Source organism: Thioalkalivibrio sp. ALR17-21 (assembly GCF_000420185.1).
Classification (GTDB): Bacteria; Pseudomonadota; Gammaproteobacteria; order Ectothiorhodospirales; family Ectothiorhodospiraceae; genus Thioalkalivibrio; species Thioalkalivibrio halophilus.
Genome location: NZ_ATUL01000015.1, coordinates 61,663 through 84,564 on the forward strand (window position 1 = coordinate 61,663; position 22,902 = coordinate 84,564).

At 68.2% G+C, this 22,902-nt stretch carries 20 protein-coding genes; 9 read left to right on the forward strand and 11 right to left on the reverse strand.

Translation table 11 applies throughout. The annotated features are described in order from the left end of the window. Positions 1–6 precede the first annotated feature (6 nt). The 8 genes from rseP to rpsB form a co-directional block, all read right to left on the reverse strand. Positions 7–1,371: an RIP metalloprotease RseP gene (gene rseP / locus G020_RS0109305; protein WP_024329406.1), complete on the reverse strand. Its 1,365-nt coding sequence runs from the start codon at positions 1,369–1,371 to the stop codon at positions 7–9. Next, complete coding sequence (gene ispC / locus G020_RS0109310) at positions 1,368–2,570, reverse strand: 1-deoxy-D-xylulose-5-phosphate reductoisomerase (RefSeq protein ID WP_024329407.1); 1,203 nt, start codon at positions 2,568–2,570, stop codon at positions 1,368–1,370. Before ispC ends, rseP begins: the two co-directional genes overlap by 4 nt. A 41-nt stretch (positions 2,571–2,611) precedes the next feature. Beyond that, positions 2,612–3,439 carry a phosphatidate cytidylyltransferase gene (locus tag G020_RS0109315; protein ID WP_024329408.1) on the reverse strand — a complete coding sequence of 276 codons (828 nt, stop codon included), beginning with the start codon at positions 3,437–3,439 and terminating at the stop codon, positions 2,612–2,614. Further along, positions 3,432–4,184, reverse strand: coding sequence for a polyprenyl diphosphate synthase (gene uppS, locus G020_RS0109320; protein ID WP_024329409.1), 753 nt, complete (start codon positions 4,182–4,184; stop codon positions 3,432–3,434). Before uppS ends, G020_RS0109315 begins: the two co-directional genes overlap by 8 nt. 12 nt (positions 4,185–4,196) lie before the next feature. Continuing rightward, positions 4,197–4,754, reverse strand: coding sequence for a ribosome recycling factor (gene frr, locus G020_RS0109325; RefSeq protein WP_018947798.1), 558 nt, complete (start codon positions 4,752–4,754; stop codon positions 4,197–4,199). Then, positions 4,751–5,485 carry a UMP kinase gene (gene pyrH, locus G020_RS0109330; RefSeq protein WP_018947797.1) on the reverse strand — a complete coding sequence of 245 codons (735 nt, stop codon included), beginning with the start codon at positions 5,483–5,485 and terminating at the stop codon, positions 4,751–4,753. The genes frr and pyrH overlap by 4 nt, the downstream gene beginning before the upstream one ends. 104 nt (positions 5,486–5,589) lie before the next feature. Then, positions 5,590–6,459, reverse strand: coding sequence for a translation elongation factor Ts (gene tsf / locus G020_RS0109335; RefSeq protein ID WP_024329410.1), 870 nt, complete (start codon positions 6,457–6,459; stop codon positions 5,590–5,592). Positions 6,460–6,522: 63 nt separating this feature from the next. Continuing rightward, complete coding sequence (gene rpsB / locus G020_RS0109340) at positions 6,523–7,287, reverse strand: 30S ribosomal protein S2 (RefSeq protein WP_024329411.1); 765 nt, start codon at positions 7,285–7,287, stop codon at positions 6,523–6,525. A gap of 213 nt (positions 7,288–7,500) precedes the next feature. Between rpsB and map the strand changes: the two genes are divergently transcribed. Together map and glnD are read left to right on the forward strand one after the other, a co-directional pair. Continuing rightward, positions 7,501–8,286 carry a type I methionyl aminopeptidase gene (map, locus tag G020_RS0109345; protein WP_024329412.1) on the forward strand — a complete coding sequence of 262 codons (786 nt, stop codon included), beginning with the start codon at positions 7,501–7,503 and terminating at the stop codon, positions 8,284–8,286. 31 nt (positions 8,287–8,317) lie between these two features. Beyond that, positions 8,318–11,035, forward strand: a complete 2,718-nt coding sequence (gene glnD / locus G020_RS0109350; protein WP_024329413.1) for a [protein-PII] uridylyltransferase — start codon at positions 8,318–8,320, stop codon at positions 11,033–11,035. Here glnD and G020_RS0109355 read toward each other — a convergent pair. Further along, positions 10,956–11,777 (reverse strand): OmpA family protein, encoded by an 822-nt coding sequence (locus G020_RS0109355; protein ID WP_018947792.1) that lies wholly within the window; start codon positions 11,775–11,777, stop codon positions 10,956–10,958. The two genes, glnD and G020_RS0109355, sit on opposite strands and share 80 nt — an antisense overlap. Continuing rightward, positions 11,774–12,856: a hypothetical protein gene (locus tag G020_RS0109360; protein WP_024329414.1), complete on the reverse strand. Its 1,083-nt coding sequence runs from the start codon at positions 12,854–12,856 to the stop codon at positions 11,774–11,776. The genes G020_RS0109355 and G020_RS0109360 overlap by 4 nt, the downstream gene beginning before the upstream one ends. A 285-nt stretch (positions 12,857–13,141) precedes the next feature. Between G020_RS0109360 and G020_RS0109365 the strand changes: the two genes are divergently transcribed. From G020_RS0109365 to wrbA, 4 genes are all read left to right on the forward strand, one after another. Beyond that, a complete protein-coding gene (locus G020_RS0109365; RefSeq protein WP_024329415.1) occupies positions 13,142–14,074 on the forward strand; it encodes a phosphate/phosphite/phosphonate ABC transporter substrate-binding protein in 933 nt (310 codons plus the stop codon). Positions 14,075–14,109: 35 nt separating this feature from the next. Beyond that, positions 14,110–14,502: a DoxX family protein gene (locus G020_RS0109370; protein WP_024329416.1), complete on the forward strand. Its 393-nt coding sequence runs from the start codon at positions 14,110–14,112 to the stop codon at positions 14,500–14,502. A gap of 60 nt (positions 14,503–14,562) precedes the next feature. Further along, positions 14,563–17,361, forward strand: a complete 2,799-nt coding sequence (locus tag G020_RS0109375; protein WP_024329417.1) for an EAL domain-containing protein — start codon at positions 14,563–14,565, stop codon at positions 17,359–17,361. Between the two features lie 90 nt (positions 17,362–17,451). After that, positions 17,452–18,072, forward strand: coding sequence for an NAD(P)H:quinone oxidoreductase (gene wrbA, locus G020_RS0109380; RefSeq protein WP_024329418.1), 621 nt, complete (start codon positions 17,452–17,454; stop codon positions 18,070–18,072). Between the two features lie 224 nt (positions 18,073–18,296). On the opposite strand, the gene hemN is transcribed toward wrbA, so the two are convergent. Then, entirely contained in the window at positions 18,297–19,691 is a 1,395-nt protein-coding gene (hemN, locus tag G020_RS0109385; RefSeq protein WP_024329419.1) for an oxygen-independent coproporphyrinogen III oxidase, read from the reverse strand. 124 nt (positions 19,692–19,815) lie between these two features. Here hemN and hpnD point away from each other — a divergent pair, with 124 nt between their 5' ends. Genes hpnD through G020_RS0109400 form a run of 3 tightly spaced genes read left to right on the forward strand, consistent with a single transcriptional unit; the run spans position 19,816 to position 22,823 of the window. Then, positions 19,816–20,670: a presqualene diphosphate synthase HpnD gene (hpnD, locus tag G020_RS0109390; RefSeq protein WP_018870743.1), complete on the forward strand. Its 855-nt coding sequence runs from the start codon at positions 19,816–19,818 to the stop codon at positions 20,668–20,670. Positions 20,671–20,676: 6 nt separating this feature from the next. Next, positions 20,677–22,020, forward strand: a complete 1,344-nt coding sequence (gene hpnE / locus G020_RS0109395; protein WP_024329420.1) for a hydroxysqualene dehydroxylase HpnE — start codon at positions 20,677–20,679, stop codon at positions 22,018–22,020. After that, positions 22,017–22,823 (forward strand): SDR family NAD(P)-dependent oxidoreductase, encoded by an 807-nt coding sequence (locus tag G020_RS0109400; protein WP_024329421.1) that lies wholly within the window; start codon positions 22,017–22,019, stop codon positions 22,821–22,823. Before hpnE ends, G020_RS0109400 begins: the two co-directional genes overlap by 4 nt. Positions 22,824–22,902: the final 79 nt, after the last annotated feature.

Here is a 22,902-nt window from a genome sequence, read left to right on the forward strand (position 1 = left end):
TTCCGGTCAGCCGAACAACCGTGTCAAGTCGTTGTAGAAGGCGAGGATCATCAATGCCGCGATCATCAGCAACCCGATCTGCTGGCCCACGATCTGGGTCTTTTCCGACACCGGGCTGCCCTTCACGGCTTCCGCCGCGTAGTACAGCAGGTGCCCGCCGTCGAGCATCGGTATGGGCAGCAGATTGATAATCCCCAGCGACACGCTGACGATCCCGAGAAACCCGAGGAAGGCTGATATCCCGATGACCGCGGACGTGCCGGCAAACTCGGCTATGGTAACCGGTCCGCTGATATTTTTGACCGAGGCCTCGCCGGTCACCATGCGCCAGAGGATCCCGAGGGTCAGGGTCGTGACCTCCCAGGTCCGCACCGCACCGGAGCCGATGGCCTCCACCGGCCCCTGGCGCACGATCACGCTCAGCTCGCGCATCGCCGGCTGATCCGGATCCACGCCGGCCCCGATCCGCCCGATGGTACCCTCTTCGGCCTCCACCGGCTCGGGGGTCAGCGTCACCTGTCGCCGCGTCCCGTCACGTTCCAGCGTGACGGACAGCTCGCTCCCGGCGCTGGCCCGGATCCGCTCGACCCAGGCATTCCAGCCGGCGACGCTGTCGCCGTTCATCGCGACCAGCCGGTCCCCGGTCTGCAGCCCGGCGCGATCGGCCGGCGAGCCGGATTCGACCTGGCCGATCACGGGCTCCAGCTGCGGCCGGAACGGCGCCACGCCCAGGCGATCAAGGAACTGGCCCTCGCCCAGCAGTTCGGCGCGGGCCGACAGATCCAGACGGCGTTCGACCTCGCGGCCGTCGGCATCGCGAACCACCAGCGGCACCGTATCACCACGCACCGCGTGGTCAAGCAGCCGCAGATTGGCCTGTTCCCAGTCCCCGACCTCGCGCCCGGCAATGCGCACGATCTCCTCGCCGCGCTCCAGGCCCGCTTCCGCGGCCGGCGATCCCGGGGTGATCTCGCCCACCACCGGGCGCACGCCACCCACGCCGATCATGAACATCACCGCGAACACCGCGATCGCCAGCAGGAAGTTCGCCGCAGGGCCGGCGGACACGACGAAGGTCCTCGCCCCCAGTCCCTGGCGATCGAACGCCCGGTGTTCCTCGCCCGGCGGCACCTCGCCCTCGCGACCGTCGAGCATCTTCACATAGCCGCCCAGGGGGATGGAGGCGATCGCGAATTCGGTCCGATCACGTCCGAAACGCCGCGACCACAACGGCCGTCCGAAGCCCACGGAAAAACGCAGGACCTTCACCCCCATCAGGCGGGCCGCCAGAAAATGGCCGTACTCGTGCACCGTGACGAGCACCCCGATCGCCACGACAAAGGCCAGCAGACTGGTCAGAAATCCCGTCACACCGCTTCACGCCTCCGCATGTCCAGCCAGTCCCGCGCGTGCGCTCTCGCCCGCGCGTCGGCACCCAGTACGACTTCCAGCGTCTCCGCGGGTTCCGGCTCCACCCCCTCCAGGGTCGCCTCGATCAGGGCCGGGATCGCATCAAAGGCCAGTTCGCCCGCGAGGAAGGCCTCCACCGCGACCTCGTTGGCAGCGTTCAGCACCGCGGTGGCCGTGCCGCCCTTCTCCAGCGCGCGCTGCGCCAGGCGCAGGGCCGGATAACGGGTCTCGCAGGGCTCGGAGAATTCCAGCGCCCCCATGCTGAGCAGGTCCAGTGCCTGTACACCGGAGGACATGCGTTCCGGCCAGGCCAGCGCATGGGCGATCGGCGTGCGCATGTCGGGGTTGCCCATCTGCGCCAGCACCGAACCGTCTTCATACGCCACCATGGAGTGCACGATGCTCTGCGGATGCAGCACCACCTGGATGCTCGTCGGCGGCACCGCGAACAGCCAGCAGGCCTCGACCAGCTCCAGCCCCTTGTTCATCATCGTGGCCGAGTCGACCGAGATCTTGCGGCCCATGTCCCAGTTCGGGTGAGCGCAGGCCTCGTCCGGGGTGATCTCGCCAAAGGTCTCCAGCGAGCGCTCGCGAAACGGCCCGCCGGAAGCCGTCAGCCAGATCCGGCTGGCCCCGTGCGGGCTTACCGGGTCGGCGCAGGTGTAGCCATTGGGCAGGCACTGGAAGATCGCGTTGTGTTCCGAATCGATCGGCAGCAGCCGCGCCCCCGAGCGCCCGACCGCATCCATCAGCAGCGCACCCGACATCACCAGCGCTTCCTTGTTGGCCAGCAGCACCCGCTTGCCGTGCTCCGCCGCCGCCAGGGTCGGCAGCAGGCCCGCGGCACCGACGATCGCCGCCATCACCGCATCCACCTCGGGCGCGCGACAGACCTCGACCAGTGCCTCCATACCGCCCCGCACCTCGGTCTCGCAGCCCGCGGCGGCCAGTCGGTCGCGCAGGCTCTCCGCCGCCTCCGGTTCCCCCATCACCGCCACCCGCGGGCGATACTGCAGGCATTGCGCCTCCATCCGCTCGACATTGCGATATGCGGTCAGCGCGTAGACCGAGAAGCGTTCCGGCTGCCGCGCCACCACGTCCAGGGTGCTCAGTCCGATGGAACCGGTGGAGCCAAGGATGGTGATCTGTTGCTTGTTCATGGAATGCTCCCGGAGGTCGGGGCGTGATGCCCTGGAAACCATCAGGCGGCGGGTACCGGCCACAGCTGCAGCCAGTACAGCCCGCCCGCCAGCACTGGCGCCGCCGCAAGATGGCTGTCCACGCGATCCAGAATACCGCCGTGCCCCGGCAGCAAGGAACCGCTGTCCTTGGCCCCGGCACGGCGTTTGAGAATGCTTTCGAACAGATCGCCCACCACCGAGATCAGCCCGGTCACCATGGACAGCAGCACGAACGGGAGGGCATCCATCGGATCCAGATCGGCGGCCCCGGCCACGATCACCGCGAACACGAATACCAGGCCCATGCCTCCCATCAGGCCCTCGCGGGTCTTCCCGGGACTGATCTCGGGCGCCAGCGCGGTGCGGCCGAAACGCCGACCCGCGAAATACGCCCCGGTATCCGCCAGCCCGATCAGTACGATCAGATAGACCACCAGCAGCGGCTCGATGCGATGCAGCACCAGGATGGACACGCCCGCGGCGACGACCATCAGCAACCCGCTGGCCCGCAGCAAGGGACGCCAGACCGCCTCCGACGCCGTATCCGCGTGATAGAACGGCAGCGCAAAGGCCGCTGCCGCCCACAGGGCTACGCCCAGGATCACCCCCGTCAGCTCCAGGTGCTCACTGCCCGCCAGGGTCGGCAGCGCAATCCCGGCCACCGCCAGCACGGTCCAGGGCACCAGCATTGCGGCACCCCGAAGCCGCGCCAGAACGCCCCACTCCCAGGCCGCCAGGCCCAAGGTCGCGGCGACCAGGATCAGCACCGCCCACGCCGGGCCCCAGGCAATCAGCGCCAGCGCCGGAAGTCCCAGCGCACTGGCCGTGATCACGCGCTGCTTAAGCATCCACCGTCTCGCCCTGCGTCCCCGGAACGCCCCCGAAACGGCGCTGACGGCCGGCATACCATTCCAGCGCGGCGGCGAAATCCTCACGGGTCATGTCCGGCCACAGGGTGTCGATGAACAGCAGTTCCGCGTAGGCCGCCTGCCACAGCAGAAAATTGCTGATCCGCTGCTCGCCGCCGGTACGGATCAGCAGATCCACGTCGGGCAGGCCTGCGGTACTGAGGTAGCGTTCCAGACCGGCCTCGTCGTCGCTGCGTGCGGCATCACCCTGCTCGCGCGCCCAGCGCAGCGCCGCCTGCTGCATGTCCCAGCGTCCGCCGTATCCCAGCGCAATCACCAGTTCCAGACCCCGGTTGTCAGCGGTCCGGCGCTCGGCCTCCTGCATGCGCTGCTGCAGCTCCTCGGGGAAACGCGCGCGCTCGCCGATGAAACGCAGACGCACGCCGCGCTCCAGCAGTTCCGGGAGTTCGCCCTCGATGGCGGAGACAAAAAGCTCGAACAGGGCCTCCACTTCTTCCCGCGGACGGCGCCAGTTCTCGCTGCTGAAGGCAAACAGGGTCAGCGCGGTGATCCCCTGTTCACCAAAATAACGCACGGCCTCGCGCGTGGCGCCGAGACCTTCACGGTGCCCGGCGGCCCGGGGCTGGCCACGCGCCTCGGCCCAGCGGCCGTTGCCGTCCATGATCACCGCCACATGGGCGGGCAGCTCGGCTTCGGCACTCATGTTCGGGTGCGGATCCGGCATGATCGGAGGCCGTCAGACCTCCATCAGCTCGTTTTCCTTGTCGGCGAGCATCTTGTCGATGCGCGCGATGTGATCATCCGTCAGCTTCTGGATCTCGTCCTGGGCGCGCTTTTCGTCGTCCTCGGAGATGTCCTTGTCCTTCACCTGCTGCTTGAAGGTATTGTTGGCGTCTCGCCGGATGTTGCGCACCGCGACGCGGGCGCCCTCCGCCTCGGACTTGACCACCTTGACCAGCTCGCGCCGCCGTTCCTCGGTCAGCGCGGGCAGCGGCACGCGGATCACCATCCCCTGGGACGACGGGTTGAGCCCCAGATCGGAGGTCATGATCGCCTTTTCGATCTTGCCGATCATGTCCTTCTCGTAGGGCTGCACCGCCAGCGTGCGGGCATCCTCGGCATTCACGTTGGCCACCTGGTTGATCGGCACCTCGGTGCCGTAATACTCCACGTGCACGTGATCCAGAAGGCTGGGGTGCGCGCGCCCGGTGCGGATCTTGCCCAGCTCCGAGCGCAGAGATTCCAGCGTCTTGTCCATGCGCTCGCGCGCATCCTTGATCGTCGCATCTGTCATTGCCTGGACCCCTCGACCAGGGTTCCCACCGACTCGCCCATCACCAGGCGCTGCAGGTCCCCCTTCGCAAACATGTTCATGACTCGTATCGGCAGCTCGTTGTCGCGGCACATCACCAGCGCGGTAGTGTCCATCACCCCCAGACGCCGCTCCAGCGCATCGTCGTAGGTGAGCCTGTCGAAACGCCGTGCGTCCGTCTGTGTGAACGGATCCGCATCGTACACTCCGTCCACCTTGGTGGCCTTGATCATCAGATCGGCATTGATCTCGATCGCCCGCAGACTGGCCGCGGAATCGGTGGTGAAGAACGGGTTCCCGGTGCCGGCGGCAAACACCACCACCCGGCCCTTTTCAAGGTGCCGCACCGCGCGCCGGCGGATGTAATCCTCGCAGACCTGGTTGATGCGGATGGCCGACATCACCCGGCAGAAGCGCCCGGCCCGCTCGATCGCGTCCTGTAGCGCCAGGGCATTGATCACCGTGGCCAGCATGCCCATGTGGTCGCCGGTCACGCGGTCCACGCCGCCTTCGGCCAGCCCGGCGCCACGAAAGATATTGCCGCCCCCGATGACGATACCCACCTCGACCCCGCGCCGCGAGAGTTCGCAGACCTCTTCGGCCACCTGCGACAGCACCGCCGGATCGACACCGTAATGATGTTCCCCCAGCAGGGCCTCCCCGCTCAGCTTCAGCAGGATGCGTCGGTAGGCGGGCTGCGTGTCCTGGCTCATCGGGTTCCTTTTCTCGGGCTGGCTGACGGGGTCGGAGTGGTCTTAATCCTGAAATGCTGCTTGTTACGGGCAGGCCGGACCCCGCAGGATCCGGCCCGGCCGGCTCAGGCCCCGCGGGCCTGCGCCATCACTTCCTCGGCGAAGTTCTCGCTCTTCTTCTCGATACCTTCGCCCACTTCATAGCGCACGAAGCCGGTGACCTTCGCGCCCTTCTCCTTGAGCAGGTCGCCCACGGTCTGGTCCGGGTTCATCACGAACGCCTGACCCACCAGGGTGATCTCGCCGAGGTACTTGCGGATGCGGCCTTCGATCATCTTTTCGATGATGTTCTCCGGCTTGCCCGACTCCTCGGCCTGGGCCTTGAACATCGCACGTTCCTTGTCGAGCATCTCGGTCGGGACTTCGTCCTCGTCCACGCACACCGGCTGCTGGGCCGCGATGTGCATGGCGATGTGCTTCGCCAGCTCGTCGTCGGCCTGGTCCAGGGCCACCAGCACGCCGATACGCGCACCATGCTGGTAGGCACCCAGCGATCCCTCGGCATTGAGGCGCTCGAAACGGCGCACCTGCACGTTCTCGCCGACCTTCGCGATCAGCTGGGTACGGTGCTCTTCCAGCTTCTCGCCCTCGACTTCTTCTTCCATCAGGCCGTTCACGTCGGTGGCCCGGGTGTTCAGCGCGGTCTGCGCGCAGCGCGTGGCGAACGCACGGAAGTTGTCGTCGTTGCCGACGAAGTCGGTCTCGCAATTGACCTCCACGATCACCGCGCGGTTGCCCTCGCTGACGATCTCCACGCGACCTTCGGCGGCCACGCGGTCGGCCTTCTTGTCGGCCTTGGCCATGCCCGACTTGCGCATGGCTTCCACGGCGGCCTCGAGATCACCGTCCACCTCGGTGAGGGCCTTCTTGCATTCCATCATGCCTGCGCCGGTACGTTCGCGCAGTTCCTTAACCTGGGCAGCACTGATTGCCATCGGAATCAACTCCTGAAGAATTCTTGCGGAGCCGGCCGCGCGGATCGCGGCCGGCCGGTTTCATCAAGCCTGGTCGGCGGCCGAAGCCTCGGCACCTTCGGCCGTTTCGGCCTGGCCGAACGCCTCTTCGCCGGCGGCAGTGGTCATCGTGCCCTTGGCCTCGACGATGGTGTCGGCGATCGCGGCAACGTACAGCTGGATCGCGCGCATCGCGTCATCGTTGCCCGGGATCACGTAGTCCACGCCGTCCGGCGGGTTGTTCGAATCGACCACGGCGACCACCGGGATACCACGCTTCTTCGCCTCGTTGACCGCGATGCGCTCGTAGCCGACGTCGATCACGAACATGGCATCCGGCATGCGGTTCATGTCCTTGATGCCGCCCAGACCGCGGTCCAGCTTGTCCTTCTCGCGGCGGCGGGACAGCGCCTCGCGCTTGTTCAGCACGTCGAAGGAGCCGTCGCTGTCCATGGTCTCGAGATCCTTGAGACGCTTGATCGACTGCTTCACGGTACTGAAGTTGGTCAGCATCCCGCCCAGCCAGCGGTGGGTCACGTGCGGCATGCCGGCGCGGCGGGCTTCTTCGGCGACCACATCGCGGGCGGAGCGCTTGGTACCGACGAACAGGATCTGGCCACCATCGGCCGCAACCTTGCCAAGAAAGTTCAACGCGTCGTTGAACATCGGCAGGGTCTTCTCCAGGTTGATGATGTGAATCTTGTTGCGCTCACCGAAGATGTACGGCGCCATCTTGGGATGCCAGTAACGGGTCTGGTGGCCGAAGTGGACGCCGGCCTCCAGCATCTGACGCATGGTCACGAGGGACATGAGTGTTCTCCTGTTGTACGGGTTGGGCCTCCACGCATCCCGGCCTGAAACCGATCCGCTTGTGCGAACCAGCACCCGACAGACCGTGTCGATACGTGTGTGGATTAAGGTTGCGAGTCTCCGCTGAATTGCCAGCGAAGCGCGCGCTTTATAGCATAGAACGCTTATTCGAACCAAACACGCGCGGCCCGTCATGCCGCGTCCGGAGACCCCATGTCCGTCACCATCAAGACCCCGGAAGAAATCGAGTACATGCGCGTGGCGGGCCGTCTGGCCGCCGAAGTGCTGGAGATGATCGAGCCCCATGTCGCCCCCGGCGTCACCACCGGCGAGCTCGACCGGATCTGCCATGACTATATCGTCAACGAGCAGGAGGCGACCCCCGCGCCACTGAATTACCGGGGGTTCCCCAAGTCCGTGTGCACCTCGGTCAACCACGTGGTCTGCCACGGGATCCCCGGGGATCGCACACTCAAGAACGGCGACATCGTCAACATCGACGTCACGGTGATCAAGGACGGGTTCCACGGCGACACCAGCCGCATGTTCACGGTCGGCAAGCCGAGCATCCAGGCGCAGCGGGTGATCGACGTCGCCCGCACCGGGATGTACCTGGGCATCCAGCAGGTGCGCCCCGGCGCGACCCTGGGCGACATCGGCCACGCCATCCAGACCTACGCCGAAAAGCAGCGCTGCTCGGTGGTGCGCGAGTTCTGCGGCCACGGCATCGGACGCGGCTTCCACGAGGACCCGCAGGTGCTGCACTACGGCAAGCCCGGTACCGGCATGGTGCTGGAAGCCGGCATGTGCTTCACCATCGAACCCATGGTCAACGCGGGCAAGCGCCACACCAAAGTGCTGGCCGACGGCTGGACCGCGGTCACCAAGGACCGCAGCCCCTCGGCCCAGTGGGAGCACACCCTGCTGGTGACCGACGACGGCTACGAGATCCTGACCCTGCGCAAGGATGAGACCCCGCCGCAGGAAGCGGCGGCCTGACATCCGTCCCGACACCGCCCCGGAGGCGCGCATGGCCAACACGGAACCTGCCCTGACTGACAGCAGCGCGGACTACCAGGAGCTCAGCCGCCACCCCGGTGACATCGCGCGGTTCCGCGAATATCGCCGGGGGATCGTGGAACAGCAGTACCGGGGCTTCCATGACGGGGTGGCGATCGAGGATCTGATCTTCGGCCACGCCCGCCGGATCGACGACCTCCTGCGCCTGATCTGGGCCCAGTTCGGCCTCGCCGCCGACCCGAACCTGTGTCTGGTGGCGGTCGGCGGCTACGGCCGGGGCGAACTGCATCCGGCCTCCGACATCGACATCCAGATCCTGGTGACGGGCGAACACGACGCCACGCGCTCCGAACGCATCGGCGAGTTCGTCACCTTCCTCTGGGACATCGGCATCGAGGTCGGCCACAGCGTACGCAGCATCGAGGACTGCACCCGCGAGGCCCGCGACGACATCACGGTGGTTACCAACCTGATCGAGTCGCGCTATGTGAGCGGCAGCCTGGCCCTTTTCAACGACTTTCGCGCCACGATCGAGGCCGATCGCGTATGGGATTCACGCAGCTTCTATGCCGCCAAGCTGGCGGAGCAGCAGGCCCGCCATCGTCGCTTCGGCGAAACCGCCTATCGTCTGGAACCCAACGTCAAGGAAGGCCCCGGCGGACTGCGCGACATCCAGATGATCGGCTGGGTGACCAAGCGCCACTTCGGCGCGGAACGGATCGAGGAGCTGGTCTCGCTCGGCTTTCTGCGCGAGGGCGAGTTCCAGGAAATGGTGGAGGGACAGAACTTCCTCTGGCGGGTGCGCTTTGCCCTGCACATGCTCACCGGCCGGCGCGAGGACCGCCTGCTGTTCGACCTGCAGCGTCAGCTCGCCAGCACCTTCGGCTTCGTCGACCAGAACCACAACCGGGCGGTCGAGCAGTTCATGCAGCGCTACTTCCGCACGATCAACGACCTGGAGCGCCTGAACGAACTGCTGCTGCAGCATTTCAACGAGGCGATTCTGGATGACCCGGAGCAGCTCCAGCAGCCCGAACGCATCCATCCCCGCTTTCAGGTCCGCGGCGGCTATCTGGAAGTCGCCCACGACCAGGTCTTCATGATCTACCCGCCGGCCCTGCTGGAAGTCTTCCGTATCCTCCAGCAGCACCCGGAGATCCAGGGCATCCGCGCCTCCACGGTGCGCCTGATCCGCGCTCACCGGCACCTGATCGACGGCCACTTTCGCCGCAACCGCCTCAACCGGGACCTGTTCATGGCGATCCTGCGTGCCCCGCGCGGCATCACCAGCCAGCTCCGGCGCATGAACCGCTACGGCGTGCTGGGCAATTATCTGCCCGCCTTCGGTCGAATCATCGGGCGCATGCAGTACGACCTGTTCCACGTCTACACGGTCGACGAACACACCCTGCACGTGGTGCGCAATGCGCGCCGTCTCGCCCTGCCCGAATTCGCCCATGAACACCCGCTGGCCAGCGAGATCCACTCCGGCCTGGAACGCCCCGAACGCCTGGTGCTGGCCGCGCTGTTCCACGACATCGCCAAGGGCCGCGGCGGCGATCACTCGGAGCTGGGCGCACAGGACGCACTGCACTTCTGCCAGCAGCACGGGCTGTCGGACGCGGACGCCGCGCTGGTCGCCTGGCTGGTGCGTTCGCACCTTCTGATGTCCCTGACCGCCCAGCGCCGCGACATCTCCGACCCCGACGTGGTGATGGAATTCGCCCGCGAGGTACGCTCGCCGGAGCGCCTCGACTTCCTCTATCTGCTGACCATCGCCGACATCCGCGGAACCAACCCGGAGATGTGGAACAGCTGGAAGGACTCCCTGCTGCAGACGCTGTACCACGCCACCCGCAACGTCCTCGACCGCGGGCTCGACCGGCCGCCGGACATGGAGGAACAGATCCGCCAGACCCGCCGCGAGACCCTGGAACTGCTGGCGCCGCAGGGCATTGGCGGGGAAGATGCCGCCGTGCTGTGGGGCCGCCTGGACGACGAATACTTCCTGCGCCATTCGCCCGACGAGATCGCCTGGCACACCCAGGCCCTGCTGAACAACGACCTCGAGGACCTGCCCCTGGTGCTGGTCCGCCCGCGCACCTCGCGCGGCAGCACCGAGGTCTTCGTCTATGCCGAGGATCACCCGCGCCTGTTCGCGCGGACCACCGCCGCCCTCGCCCAGCTCGGTCTGGACATCGTCGACGCCCGCATCATCAGTACCGCCGACGGTCACAGCCTGGACACCTTTCTGGTGCTGGAGAACGCCGGCCAGACCGTCGAATCCGGCTACCGCACCCAGGAAATCTGCGCGACCCTCAACCGGGCGCTGCGCGATGGCGCCGTCGGCGCGGCCCCGGTGCAGCGCCAGCTCCCGCGGCGGCTGAAGCATTTCGACGTCGACACCCGGGTGGAATTCGAGGAAGGTTCGCCGGGCGGTGCCACGCGCATGCGCATCCGCGCGCTGGACCGCCCCGGCCTGCTGTCCACCGTCGGCCATGTGCTGGCCGAGCACGACACCGACATCCGCACCGCGCGCATCGCCACCGCCGGGGAACAGGTCGAGGACAGCTTCACCCTCACCGGCAGCGACCGCCGGCCGCTCACCGCAGCCGAACGCCAACGCCTGCGCGCGGCCCTGCTGGAAGCTATCCGGGAGTCGGAGCCCCCGAGTTCGAATGCGGGCCCGAATGGGAGTCCGAATGCAGCGGACGCGGGACCGGCATGACCCCCGCCTCCGCGGCGCCCGGCTCGCCCGCCTCGCCCAGCAGGCGCGACTCGAAATCCGTCAGCACACTGAATTCCACCCGCCTTGATGCCTCGCGATCCTCGCGTCCGCGCTCATCCAGCACTCGGCGCGAGGATGACATCCCGACCGCCGCGACGCGCTCGCGGAACCAGTCCTCGCCGCGCACGCGCTCCAGACCCCAGGCGTATTCCAGCACCGAACGCGTGCGCCGCTGACTCAGGTCCATGTTGGCGAAATAGGCCTCGCGCGCGTCCTCCGCCCCGGCCCATTCGCTGGACGTATGGCCCTCGATGCGCACCTCGCGGATGACCCCGGCGAACGGCCGCAGGCGCTCGGCATAGCGCGGCATGAAATCCTCCAGGATGGCCTCGAAGCGCGGCCGTATCGCCGCGGAACTCTGCTCGAACAGCACCTCCGGCTCGCGGAAGCTGAGCGTCAGATCCTCGCGGTCCAGCTCCGCGTTCCAGCGCTCCAGATCCTCCTCGAATTCGTCCAGCAACGCGGCGTGGATCGCATCGCGCAGCGCCAGCGCCTCGCTGCGGGTTTCCTCGTGGGCCGCCTGCGAGCGCTCCACCTGCACCATGTGCAGCACCGCAATAAACAGGAAGATCATCATCAGCGCGGCCATCAGGTCGGCCACCGCCAGCCATTGCGAACCCTGCTCGGAAGGCGTTTCCCCCGCAGCCCGCGCCCGCCGCGCAAACAGCCGCCGCAGGATCACGAGCGCCCCCCGGCGGCCGCCATGCTGCGCCCTTCGGTCGCGGACCAGCGCGCCTGCGCGGCCTGTCCCGCCTCAATCGCGTTCTCCAGGCTCTCCAGCATGCCCTCCAGACGCGCGTCCATCGCCGGGAAGGCCTCGGTCGCACGATCCCGCAGCGCCGCGATGGATCCCAGCAGGGCCTCCAGCTCCACCGTCTCGCGGCGCAGGCTGGACAGCGTCGCATCCTGATCCTCCACGTGCCGCGTGATGCGGAAGGCCTGATCGGTCAGCTTCTCCAGACTGGCGCCGGAGTGCTCCATGCCCTCGCGCGCCTGATCGAACGCCCGCCGCAGTTCCTCCATCTGGTCGCGGTACTGCCCCTGCCATTCCAGCAGGCGACCCACCGAGGCATCCAGGCGGCGAAAATTCTCGCCGAACTGTTCGCCCAGGCGCGTGTTGAAGTCACGGATTACCTGCTCCAGCGCCGCCACCAGATGGCCGCTGCTCATCTCGCTCATGCGCTCCGCCAGCCCGTCCAGTGCCTCCAGGGTCTCGCGATGCTGGCGCTGCTGACGTTCCTCCAGGCCGCGGTCCATGGCCTCCAGGCGCTGTGCCACCGCCTGCATCGCATCGCGCTGTTCGCGCAACAGATCCGGCACCAGGGCCGGCTCCTGCGGCAACCCGTTGCCACCCGCGGCGCCCGCGCCCCCGGCCGCGTCCGGATCATCCGTGGCGGCGGGCTCGGGCCGCAGCACCTGCAGCAGGCGCAACAGGGCCGCCAGCGCAATGCCAACGATGCTGGTAACGAACGCCAGCTTCAGCCCTTCCAGCAGCGCCGGCACCGAGGCCTCGACCCGCGCCGCATCGAAGTCCAGCAACCCGATCGCCACCCCGAGGAAGGTCCCGAGGATCCCCAGCGTGGTCAGCAGTGCCGGGGCCGCCGCCTGCAGCCGCGTCATCCGCCCCAGTACCATGCCCCCCAGCGCCAGACCGGCGAGGACCAGCAGGCCGAGGGAAAACGCGCCGATCACGGTCATCGGCGTCAGTGCCTCCAGCGCCCCCAGCAGGGCGCTCGCCAGTCCGTTCAACCATTGTGTCATGCTTGCTCCTGTCCGGGTGTCGGCGCCCGGGAAACGCCCGCGGCGCCATGGCCATGCCCACTCCCCGGATCCGCAAGCAAGATCAGGGCCACCGGACACAGGCCCCGCGCGCACGGGCGCCGCCCGACAAACGTCGACCTTCCGACACCGTCGGGCGCGCCACGCTGCTCCACTCACGACCGTACCGTCAACAACCCGTCACGCCGCCGGGCGCCACTCGCCTGCGGGCGGCAAAGCGCCGCCAGAAACGCTACCCTGAGGGACTGATTTGCCCGGGAGGCCCCGATGCCAGGCCGCACCAACCTGCCCCTGATCCTGACCCTGGTCCTGCTCCTCGGGACCATGGCCGCGGCACTCCCCGCCGCCGCGCAGACGGCGGAGGGCCCCGCGGCGGATGCCGACCCCGTGACCCTGGGCATCCTTCCGTTCGCCAGCCCCAAAACCCTGTTTCAGCGCTATGCACCGTTGCGGGACTGGCTGGCGCAGACCCTCGACCGCGAAGTGCGCATCGAGACCGCACGCAATTTCGAAATCTTCCTCGGGCGAACCGATGCGGGCCGCTACGATCTGGTGCTCACCGGGTCCCATCTGGCCCGGCGCGCCCGCACGCACGGCGACTACCGTCCGCTGGTCGCGGCCACCCACCGCCTCTCCGCGCGGATCGTGACGCCGATCGATTCCCCGATCGACTCGGTACAGGACCTGGCCGGGCAAACCATCGCCGCCCCGCCGCGTCTGAGCATGGGCACCGTGGCCGTGCGTTATCTCCTGGATCTTCCACTGGCGGACAATCCGCCCGAGTACATCTATTATTCCCATCACGAGACCGCCCTGGACGCGCTGCAGCGCGGCCTTGCGGATGCTGCGATCATGGTGGTGGATGACGAGGCGGGTTCCGCACGTCCTGAAACGCGTGACCCGGACCGGGAACGCCTGATCTCCCTGCGGGACGGCCAACTGGTGCGCATGCTGATGCGCACGCCGCGCTTCCCGGGCGCGGTCATCCTGGCGCGCGAGGACCGCCTGCCTTCCACCGTTGACCTGGCCGGACAGCTGACCGCCCTGAGCGACACGCCGGAAGGGCGCGAGCGCCTGAACCGCATGGGCCACCGGGGCTTTGCAAGGTTCGACACGGACGCCATCCCGGACATAATGCCGCTGCCGGATCCGGGCTTTGTCCTTCCGGACAGCGACGAACCGGCCGCGACGGACCGCTGAACCCGCCACCACTCGAACCACAACGGGGGAACACCATGGACAGCATGCTCGACGACACCGGAAAACTGGTCCTGCGCCTCGCGCTGGGCGTCATGATCCTGCTGCACGGAGTCGACAAGATCCTCGGCGGAATCAGCGGTATCGAGTCCATGGTGGTGGACGCGGGCTTGCCCGCGTTCGTCGCCTGGGGCGTCTACATCGGTGAAGTCCTGGCCCCGATCCTGGTGATCCTGGGACTGTATGCGCGTATCGGCGCGGTGCTGATCGCGATCAACATGGTGTTCGCCATCGCCCTCGCCCATGCCCACGAACTGACCGACCTGACCGCCCACGGCGGCTGGGTCCTGGAACTGCAGGGCATGTTCCTGTTTGCCGCGGTGGCACTGGCACTCACCGGCCCGGGCCATTACTCCGTCAACCGGAGCTGACTCCCTTGGCCACCGCCCTTCTCTCCACCTGCAACCGGCCCCGGACCCGCGCCTGACCCCATGCGCCTGAACTTCGCCGCGCAGGTCGCGATCGGCACGGTCGCCATCCAGGCCGTGATGGTCATCGTGCTGATGGCCAGCGGAACCTCGCTCATCCGCGACAACCAGGCCGAGGTGCTGGAACGCTTCGCCGACCAGCAGGGCCGTCTGTTGAGTTCGGCCGTCGGGCCCGGTCTGGCCTACGCCGACCCCGGCATGCTGCAGGAGCTGCTGGACGACCTGGAGCAGGACACAACCCTGCGCTACGCGGTGGTCGAAGACGCGGACGGCCGACGCATGGCCGAGGTGGGTTCGGTGCCCGCCAGCCTTCCCGAACACGACGGCCTGCACCAGCAATCCGGAACCCTGGAGATGGGCATCCCGGTGGATCTGGCCGGGCAGCACCTCGGGACGATCCACGTCGAGTACTCCACCGATGACATCGACGCCCTCGCCACCGACCTGCTGCACCGCAACATCGCCCTGGCCCTGGGCGTGCTGGCCCTGTCCATGGCCGCGGGGACCCTCTTCGCGCTGATCGTGACCCGCCGGCTGCGGCTGCTCAACCTGGGCGGCCAGGCCCTGCAACGCGGCAATCTCGAATATCGCCTTAAGGTCACCTCCAGCGACGAATTCGGCGATCTCGCCCGCACGTTCAACAACGTCGCCGAACACCTGGAGACCACGCAGAGCGAGATCGAGCAGCAGAATACCCGTCTCAACCGCTCCGTTGCGCGCCTGGAATCCATGCTGGGCGGAGCCGACGCCCTCCTGTGGGAGGCCAATCCGCAGACCGGCCACTGGGAGTTCATCGCCGGCGACACCCGCCATCTCCTGGGATATCCGGTCGAGCGCCTCGCGCGCCCGGGGCTGCGCGTGCGGCGCATCCATCCCGAAGACCTGTCGCGGGTCAAGGATACCTCCCGGGATCCTTCCGAAAAGCCCCGCCTGGTGGACTACCGCTTCCGCCACCGCGACGGCTACTGGATGTGGCTGCGCGACATCCAGTCGTGGGCTGCCGACGACCGGGGGCGCCCGGTGCTGCGCGGCCTGACCCTCAACATCACCGCCCACCGCCAGGCCGCCGACGCCCTGCACGAGAGCGAGTCGCGCTACGAGGAGGTCGTCAACAACATCTCGGAAGTAATCTTCCGCACCGACGCCGAGGGCCGCTGGACTCTGCTCAACCCGGCCTGGGAGAAGCTGACCGGCTTCAGCGTGGACGAGAGCCTCGGCCGCAGCCTGTGCGAATTCGTCGCCACCGAGGACCGTGCCGAGGCCGACCAGGTCTGCCACACCCTGATGCAGGGCGAACAGGACCGTGATTTTGCCGAAGAGATCCGCCTGCGCACCCGGGAAGGCGATGCCCGCTGGGTCAGCGTGTTCGCCAGCACCCGGCGCGATGAACGCGGCCGCGTGATCGCCCTGTTCGGCACCATCATGGACATCAGCGACCGCAAGCGGGCGGAAGAAGAAGTGCGCCGCCTGGCCTTCTTCGACAACCTCACCCACCTGCCGAACCGCACGCTGCTGCACGACCGTCTGCGTCAGTCGCTGGCCCATGCACACCGAACCGGCCTGCACGGCGCGGCGCTGTTCCTCGACCTCGACAACTTCAAGGACATCAACGACACCCTCGGCCACGCGGTGGGCGACGAACTGCTGCAGCAGGTCGCCGCGCGCCTGCGCTCCACCACCCGCGAGGCCGACACGCTGGCACGCCTGGGTGGCGACGAATTCGTCCTCGTGCTCAACGACCTCAACGCCGACCAGGATCGCGCTGCCACCCAGGCCGAGGCGGTGGGACGCAAGCTGATCGAGCTGATGCGCGAGCCGTTCCCGATCGGCGGCCAGGACCGCCACGTGAGCCCCAGCATCGGCGCGACCCTGTTCAGCGGCGACCACCTCGGCGTGCAGGAAGTGCTCAAGCAGGCGGACCTGGCGATGTACCGGGCCAAGAACGCCGGGCGCAACACCGTGCGCTTCTACGACCCCGAGCTGCACCGCGCGGTGGAAGCCCGTTTCCAGCTCGAGACCGAGCTGCGCGAAGCCCTGCGCAGGGACGAGTTCGAGGTCCACTGCCAGCTGCAGGTCAACAGCGACGACCGCCCGGTGGGGGCCGAACTCCTGCTGCGCTGGGCGCACCCGGAACGCGGCTGGGTCTCGCCCGGCGAGTTCATCCCGGTCGCGGAGCAGACCGGGCTGATCGTGCCCATCGGCCAGCGCGTGCTGGAGGAGGCCTGCCGGCGGCTGGCGCAGTGGAAACACGACCCCGCCCTGCGCGACCTGACCCTGTCGGTGAACGTGAGCGCGCGCCAGTTCCGCCACGGTACGTTCGTCGCCGAACTCGCCGGCCTGCTGGAGGCCACCGGGGCGCCGGGCCCCCGGCTGAAGCTCGAGATCACCGAGAGCATGCTGCTGGAAGACATCGATCACGCGATCGACAACATGCAGCAGCTGCGCGAGCTGGGCATCGGCTTCGCCCTGGACGACTTCGGCACCGGCTACTCGTCGCTGGCCTATCTCAAGCAACTGCCGCTATCCCAGCTCAAGATCGACCAGTCCTTCGTGCGCGACGTCCTCGACGATCCCAATGACGCCGCCATCGCCGAGATGGTGGTCAACCTCGCCCACACCCTCCGCCTGGACGTGATCGCCGAAGGCGTGGAGACCGAAGACCAGCGCGCGTTCCTGATGCACCTGGGCTGCTGGCACTTCCAGGGCTTTCTGTACGGCCGTCCCGCAACCATCGAAACCGTCGAGGCCCTCGCCGGCACCGGCGAGCCGCTGGCCCCGGCCTCCGGCGAAAACGATTCGTAAAAACCGAATATTCGATCGCCAAAATGGCGATTTTCATTCGGCTGATCAGGATCTAACCTTGGGGAAATATCCCGCAAGAAAGGACCCGCCATGACCACCCGAGTACTCGTGCTGTACTACTCCACCTGGGGCCACATCGAGCAGATGGCCGAAGCCGAGGCGCGGGGCGCCCGCGGCGTCGCCGACACCGAGGTCACCATCAAGCGCGTGCCCGAACTGATGCCCGAGGATGTCGCCCGCAACGCCGGCGCCCGGCTCGACCAGCCGGCCCCCGTGGCCCGTCCCGAGGAGCTGGCCAACTACGACGCCATCATCATCGGCACACCCACGCGCTACGGCCGCATGGCCGCACAGATGGCGAACTTCCTGGATCAGACCGGCTCGCTGTGGTTCAACGACCGCCTGGTGGGCAAGATCGGCAGCGTGTTCAGCTCCACCGCCAGCCAGCATGGCGGCCAGGAGACCACCCTGATCTCCACCATCGTGAACCTGATGCACTTCGGCATGACCATCGTCGGCCTGCCGTACACCGAAAAGCGCCTGCTGGAAATGGGCCAGATCAGCGGCGGCACCCCCTACGGCGCCACCACCCTGGCCGACGGCGACGGGAGCCGCCAGCCCACCGAGGCCGAATTCGGCATGGCCGAATCCCAGGGCCGCCACGTCGCCGAAGTCGCCCGCGCCCAGAAGCTGGGCCAGGCCGCCGGCTGACAACACCCCTGGCCCAAATCGGCCGGAGGGCCGGCCTCCTGCCGGGCAGGGTGCGACCCGTAGGAGGCCAGCCCCCTGGCCGATCAAGCCCCGACCACCCACCGCGCCAAATCGGCCGGAGGGCCGGCCCCCACCGGGGCCGGGGTCGACCCGTAGGAGGCCAGCCCCCTGGCCGATCGAGCCCCGGCAACCCACCGCGCCGAATCGGCCGGAGGGCCGGCCTCCTACACCACGCGGCTGTATTTCACCGGGGCGGCCTCCGGCCGGTCCAGCCAGGCATCGAAGGCCATGGCCACGTTGCGCAGCAACATGCGCCCGCGCGGGAGCACGTCGAGCTCGCGCTCGCCCACGCGCACCAGTTCGTCCCGTTCCATCTCGTCCAGCCGTTCCAGCTCCGCACCAAAATACTCACGGAAATCGATGCCGTGGCGGGCCTCCACCCGGCCGAAATCCAGATGCGAATGACACATGATGTCGGTGATCACCTCGCGCCGCAGGCGGTCGTCATCCGACAGCACGATGCCCCGGAACACCGGCAGGCGCCCGGCATCCAGGCGCGCGTAATAGCGATCCAGCTCGCGCACGTTCTGACTGTAGGTATCGCCGATACGCCCGATCGCGGTCGGCCCCATCGCCACCAGGTCGCAGTCGGCACGCGTGGAGTAGCCCTGGAAATTGCGCTGCAGCGTGCCGGCGCGCTGGGCGCGGGCCAGCTCGTCGTCCGGCAGCGCGAAATGATCCATGCCGATGTACACATAACCGGCATCGGTCAGCATGCCGATGGTCGTCTCCAGGATCGCCAGCTTCTCCGCCGCCGAGGGCAGCTCGTCCTCGTTGATCTGGCGCTGCACCTTGAAGCGCTCCGGCAGATGCGCGTAGTTGTAGATCGCCAGCCGCTCCGGCCGCAGCTCGAGGGTTTGCTCCAGGGTCCGCCGCGTGGTCTCCACCGTCTGCTTCGGCAGCCCGTAGATCAGGTCCACGTTGGTCGAGCCGAAGCCGCAGGCCCGCGCCTGTTCGATCGCCCCGGCGGTCACCTCGAATGGCTGGACGCGGTTGACCGCCTGCTGCACGTCCGGATCGAAGTCCTGCACCCCCAGGCTGATGCGGTTGAAGCCGCGCTCGGCCAGCAGCGGCAGCGTGCCCTCGCGCAGCGCCCTCGGGTCGATCTCGATGGAGAACTCGCGCTCCGGCCCGTCCGAGAGGTTGAAGTTGCGACCCAGCGAATCCATCACCCGATCCAGATCGGCATCGCTCAGGTAGGTGGGCGTGCCACCACCGAAATGCAGCTGTTCCACCGGACGCTCCGGGTGGAACAGCCGCCCCTGCAGCGCGATCTCCTGATCCAGATAGTCCAGATAGCTGCGCGCCCGCTCGTAATTGCCGGTCACCACCTTGTTGCAGGCGCAGTAGAAACACACCGTGTCGCAGAACGGCACGTGCACATACAGCGACAACGGCCGCGTGACGCCGTCGGCCTGCGAACGCTCGGCCTGAACCGCATAGGTGGTGTCGTCGAACCCCTCGTGGAACTGCGGCGCGGTGGGATAGGACGTGTAGCGCGGGCCACTGACGTCGTAGCGTTGCAGCATCTCGCGGTCGAAGATCAGGCTCTGTTCCATCGGGGACTCCTGTGGGCGGACTAGCCCATGATACCCCCGGGCCGCACCCCGGGGCTTGAGGCAGGTCACCCAACCCGCCTTATGCTAGCCTCTGCGCGCACATCCGGCCCGGCCCCGAGAAACCATGTCACCCGACGAATACTGCGAAGAAAAGGCCGCAAAGAGCGGCTCCTCGTTCTACTACGCCTTCCGCTTCCTCGAAGACGACCGCCGCCGCGCGATCACCGCGCTGTACGCCTTCTGCCGCGAAGTCGACGACGTGGTCGACGAGACCAGCGAGGAGGCCGTGGCCCGCGCCAAGCTGGACTGGTGGCGCGGCGAGATCGAACGGCTGTACGACGGCGACCCGCAGCACCCCATCACCCGCGCGCTGCAACCGCATCTGGCGCCCTTTGACCTGGGCCGCGAGTACTTCGACGAGATCATCGACGGCATGCAGATGGATCTCGACTACGACAGCTACCCCGATTTCACCACGCTGTCGCTGTACTGCTACCGCGTGGCCAGCGTGGTCGGCATCCTCTCCGCACACATCTTCGGCTTCACCGAGCGCGGCACGCTCAAGTACGCCCACGATCTCGGCATGGCCCTGCAGCTGACCAACATCCTGCGTGACGTGCACGAGGACGCGATGCGCGGGCGGGTGTACATCCCCATGGACGAACTGCAGAAACACGGCGTGCGCCCGGAGGAGTTCCAGCGCAACCTCACCGACGACCGCCACCGCGCACTGTTCGCGGAGCAGGCCGAGCGCGCCCGGCGCTACTACGACAAGGCCGAGGCCGAACTGCCGGCAGCGGACCGCTACGCCCAGCGCCCGGGCCTGATCATGGCCGCGATCTACCGCCGCCTGCTGGACGAGATCGCCGATGACGGCTACCGCGTGCTGGAGCACCGGGTTCACCTGACCCCGCTGCGCAAGCTGTGGATCGCCTGGCGCACCTACCGCCGCCTGCGCCGCGAACGCCGGCGCGGCTGAGCCCGCGTGTCCGTCGCGTCCGACGCCCGTCCGGTGGCGGTGGTCGGGGCCGGCTGGGCCGGCCTCACCGCCGCGCTCGCGCTGGCGCGCGCCGGCCACCCGGTGCACCTGCTGGACAGCGCAGCGGTGGCCGGCGGCCGCGCCCGCAGCCTGACCCTGGACGGGACCACACTGGACAACGGCCAGCACATCCTGGTGGGCGCCTGCGAAGCGGCGCTGGCACAGATCCGCTCGGTCGGCGTCGACCCGGAGCAGGCCTTCCACGCCCTGCCCTTCGGTCTGGAACTGCGTGCCGCCGACGGCACCGAGGCCCTGCGCCTGAATCCCGCCTCACCGCGCCTGCCGGCGCTGGGCCGCGCGCTGTACGCCGCCCTGAAAACCGAACCGCTGGGCGTACGGCTGCGCGCAACCCTCGGCGCGGTCGGCCTGCTGCACGGCCCGCTGCATCAGGACCGACCGGTGCGCGCCTGGCTGCAGTACCACCACCAGCCCCCCGCGCTGATCGAACGCCTGTGGGAGCCGCTGTGCCTGGCGATCATGAACACCCCGCTGCGCAGCGCCTCGGCGCGGGTCTTCCGCGAGGTGCTGCGAGAGGCCCTGACCCACGGGCCGGAGGCCGCACGCCTGCTTCTGCCGGCATGGCCGTTGGGCGCGATCTACCCGGAACCGGCGCTGGCCGAACTGCGGCAACGCGGCGCCAGCATCGACCTCGGACGGCGCATCCGGCGCATCGAACTGCCCGAAGCCCCCGGGTCGGGGGCTTCGCCGGTCATGCTGGAGGATCGCGGTGGCCGGCGCAGCGAGGCACGCGCCGTGATCCTGGCCACCGCCCCGGCCGCCGCCGCCGGGCTGCTCCCCGAGGCCGCCGACCCGGGCGACCTGCGCGAGCGCATCCGCGGCATGGGCGGGCGCAGCATCTGCACCGTGTACCTGCGCTACCCGCGTGCGGTGGATGAACTGCCGCCCCTGCTGGGACTGCTGGGGCAGTACGGCCAGTGGGCCGTGCCGCGCCGCGTCAGCGGGCATCCGGAGTGGGTGGCCGTGGTCACCTCGGCCGCCGACGACGACGCACCCATGGATGCCGACACCCGCGGCGCGACGGTGGCCACGGAACTGGCCCGCTGCGTGCCCGGGCTGGACACCCCGGTCGCGCAGCACGCGGTCTGCGAACGCCGCGCGACCTTTGATGCCTGCACGGGGATCGACACCCGCCGCCCCGAACCGCGCACCGCGCGCCGGGATCTGCTGCTCGCCGGGGACTATCTGGTCCCCGGACTCCCTTCCACCCTCGAAGCCGCGGTGCGCTCCGGTTTAGAATCGGCGCATCTGCTCATGGAGGACCTCTCTTGACCGACACCCCGCTCGACATCCCGAAGCTGATCGACTTTCGGCCCGAACCCGGCGCCTTTGCCGACCGCGTGATCCTGGTGACCGGCGCGGCCGACGGCATTGGGCGCCAGATCGCCGAGGCCTGCGCCGCGGCCGGTGCCGTGGTGGTCCTGCTGGACAAGGACATCAAGGGCCTGGAGCGCGTGTACGATGCCATCGAGGCCGCCGGGCACCCGCAGCCCGCGATCTACCCGCTCAACCACGAGGGGGCGACGGTCAAGGACTATGGCGAGATGGCCGAGAGCATCCGTGACTCGCTCGGCCGGCTGGACGGCGTGGTCCTCAATGCCGGGTGGGCCGGCACCCTCACCCCGCTGAAGCAGTACGACCCGGAACTGTGGTTCAAGGTCGTCAACGCCAACCTGAACGGGCCGTTCTTCCTGGTGCAGGCCGTCATTCCGCTGCTGGAAGCCAGCCCGACCGGCAGTCTGGTGATCTCCACCCAGGACGCCAGCCGCGCCTACTGGGGCGCCTTCGGCATGGCCAAGGCGGCGCAGGAAAGCCTGCTGGAGATCCTGCACCGGGAACACCGTCACGAAGGCGGCTTCATCCACGTCAACGGCGTGGACACCGGCCCGGTGCGCACCCGCTTCCGCCGCGCGCACTACCCCGGCGAAGACCCGGCCAGCCTGCCGGCACCGGAGGACACCGTGGGGCCGTATCTCTACTTCCTCGACCCCGGCGACCCGGCCGTCACCGGCCACAACCTGCGCCTCGAAGGCCACCTCCCGATCCGCCCCCTGCCCCCGGATTACGATGGCTGATTCCGGCCCCGATCGGCCGGGGGGCCGGCCTCCTACCGTTCCCCGACCCGCCGGTAGGAGGCCAGCCCCCTGGCCGATC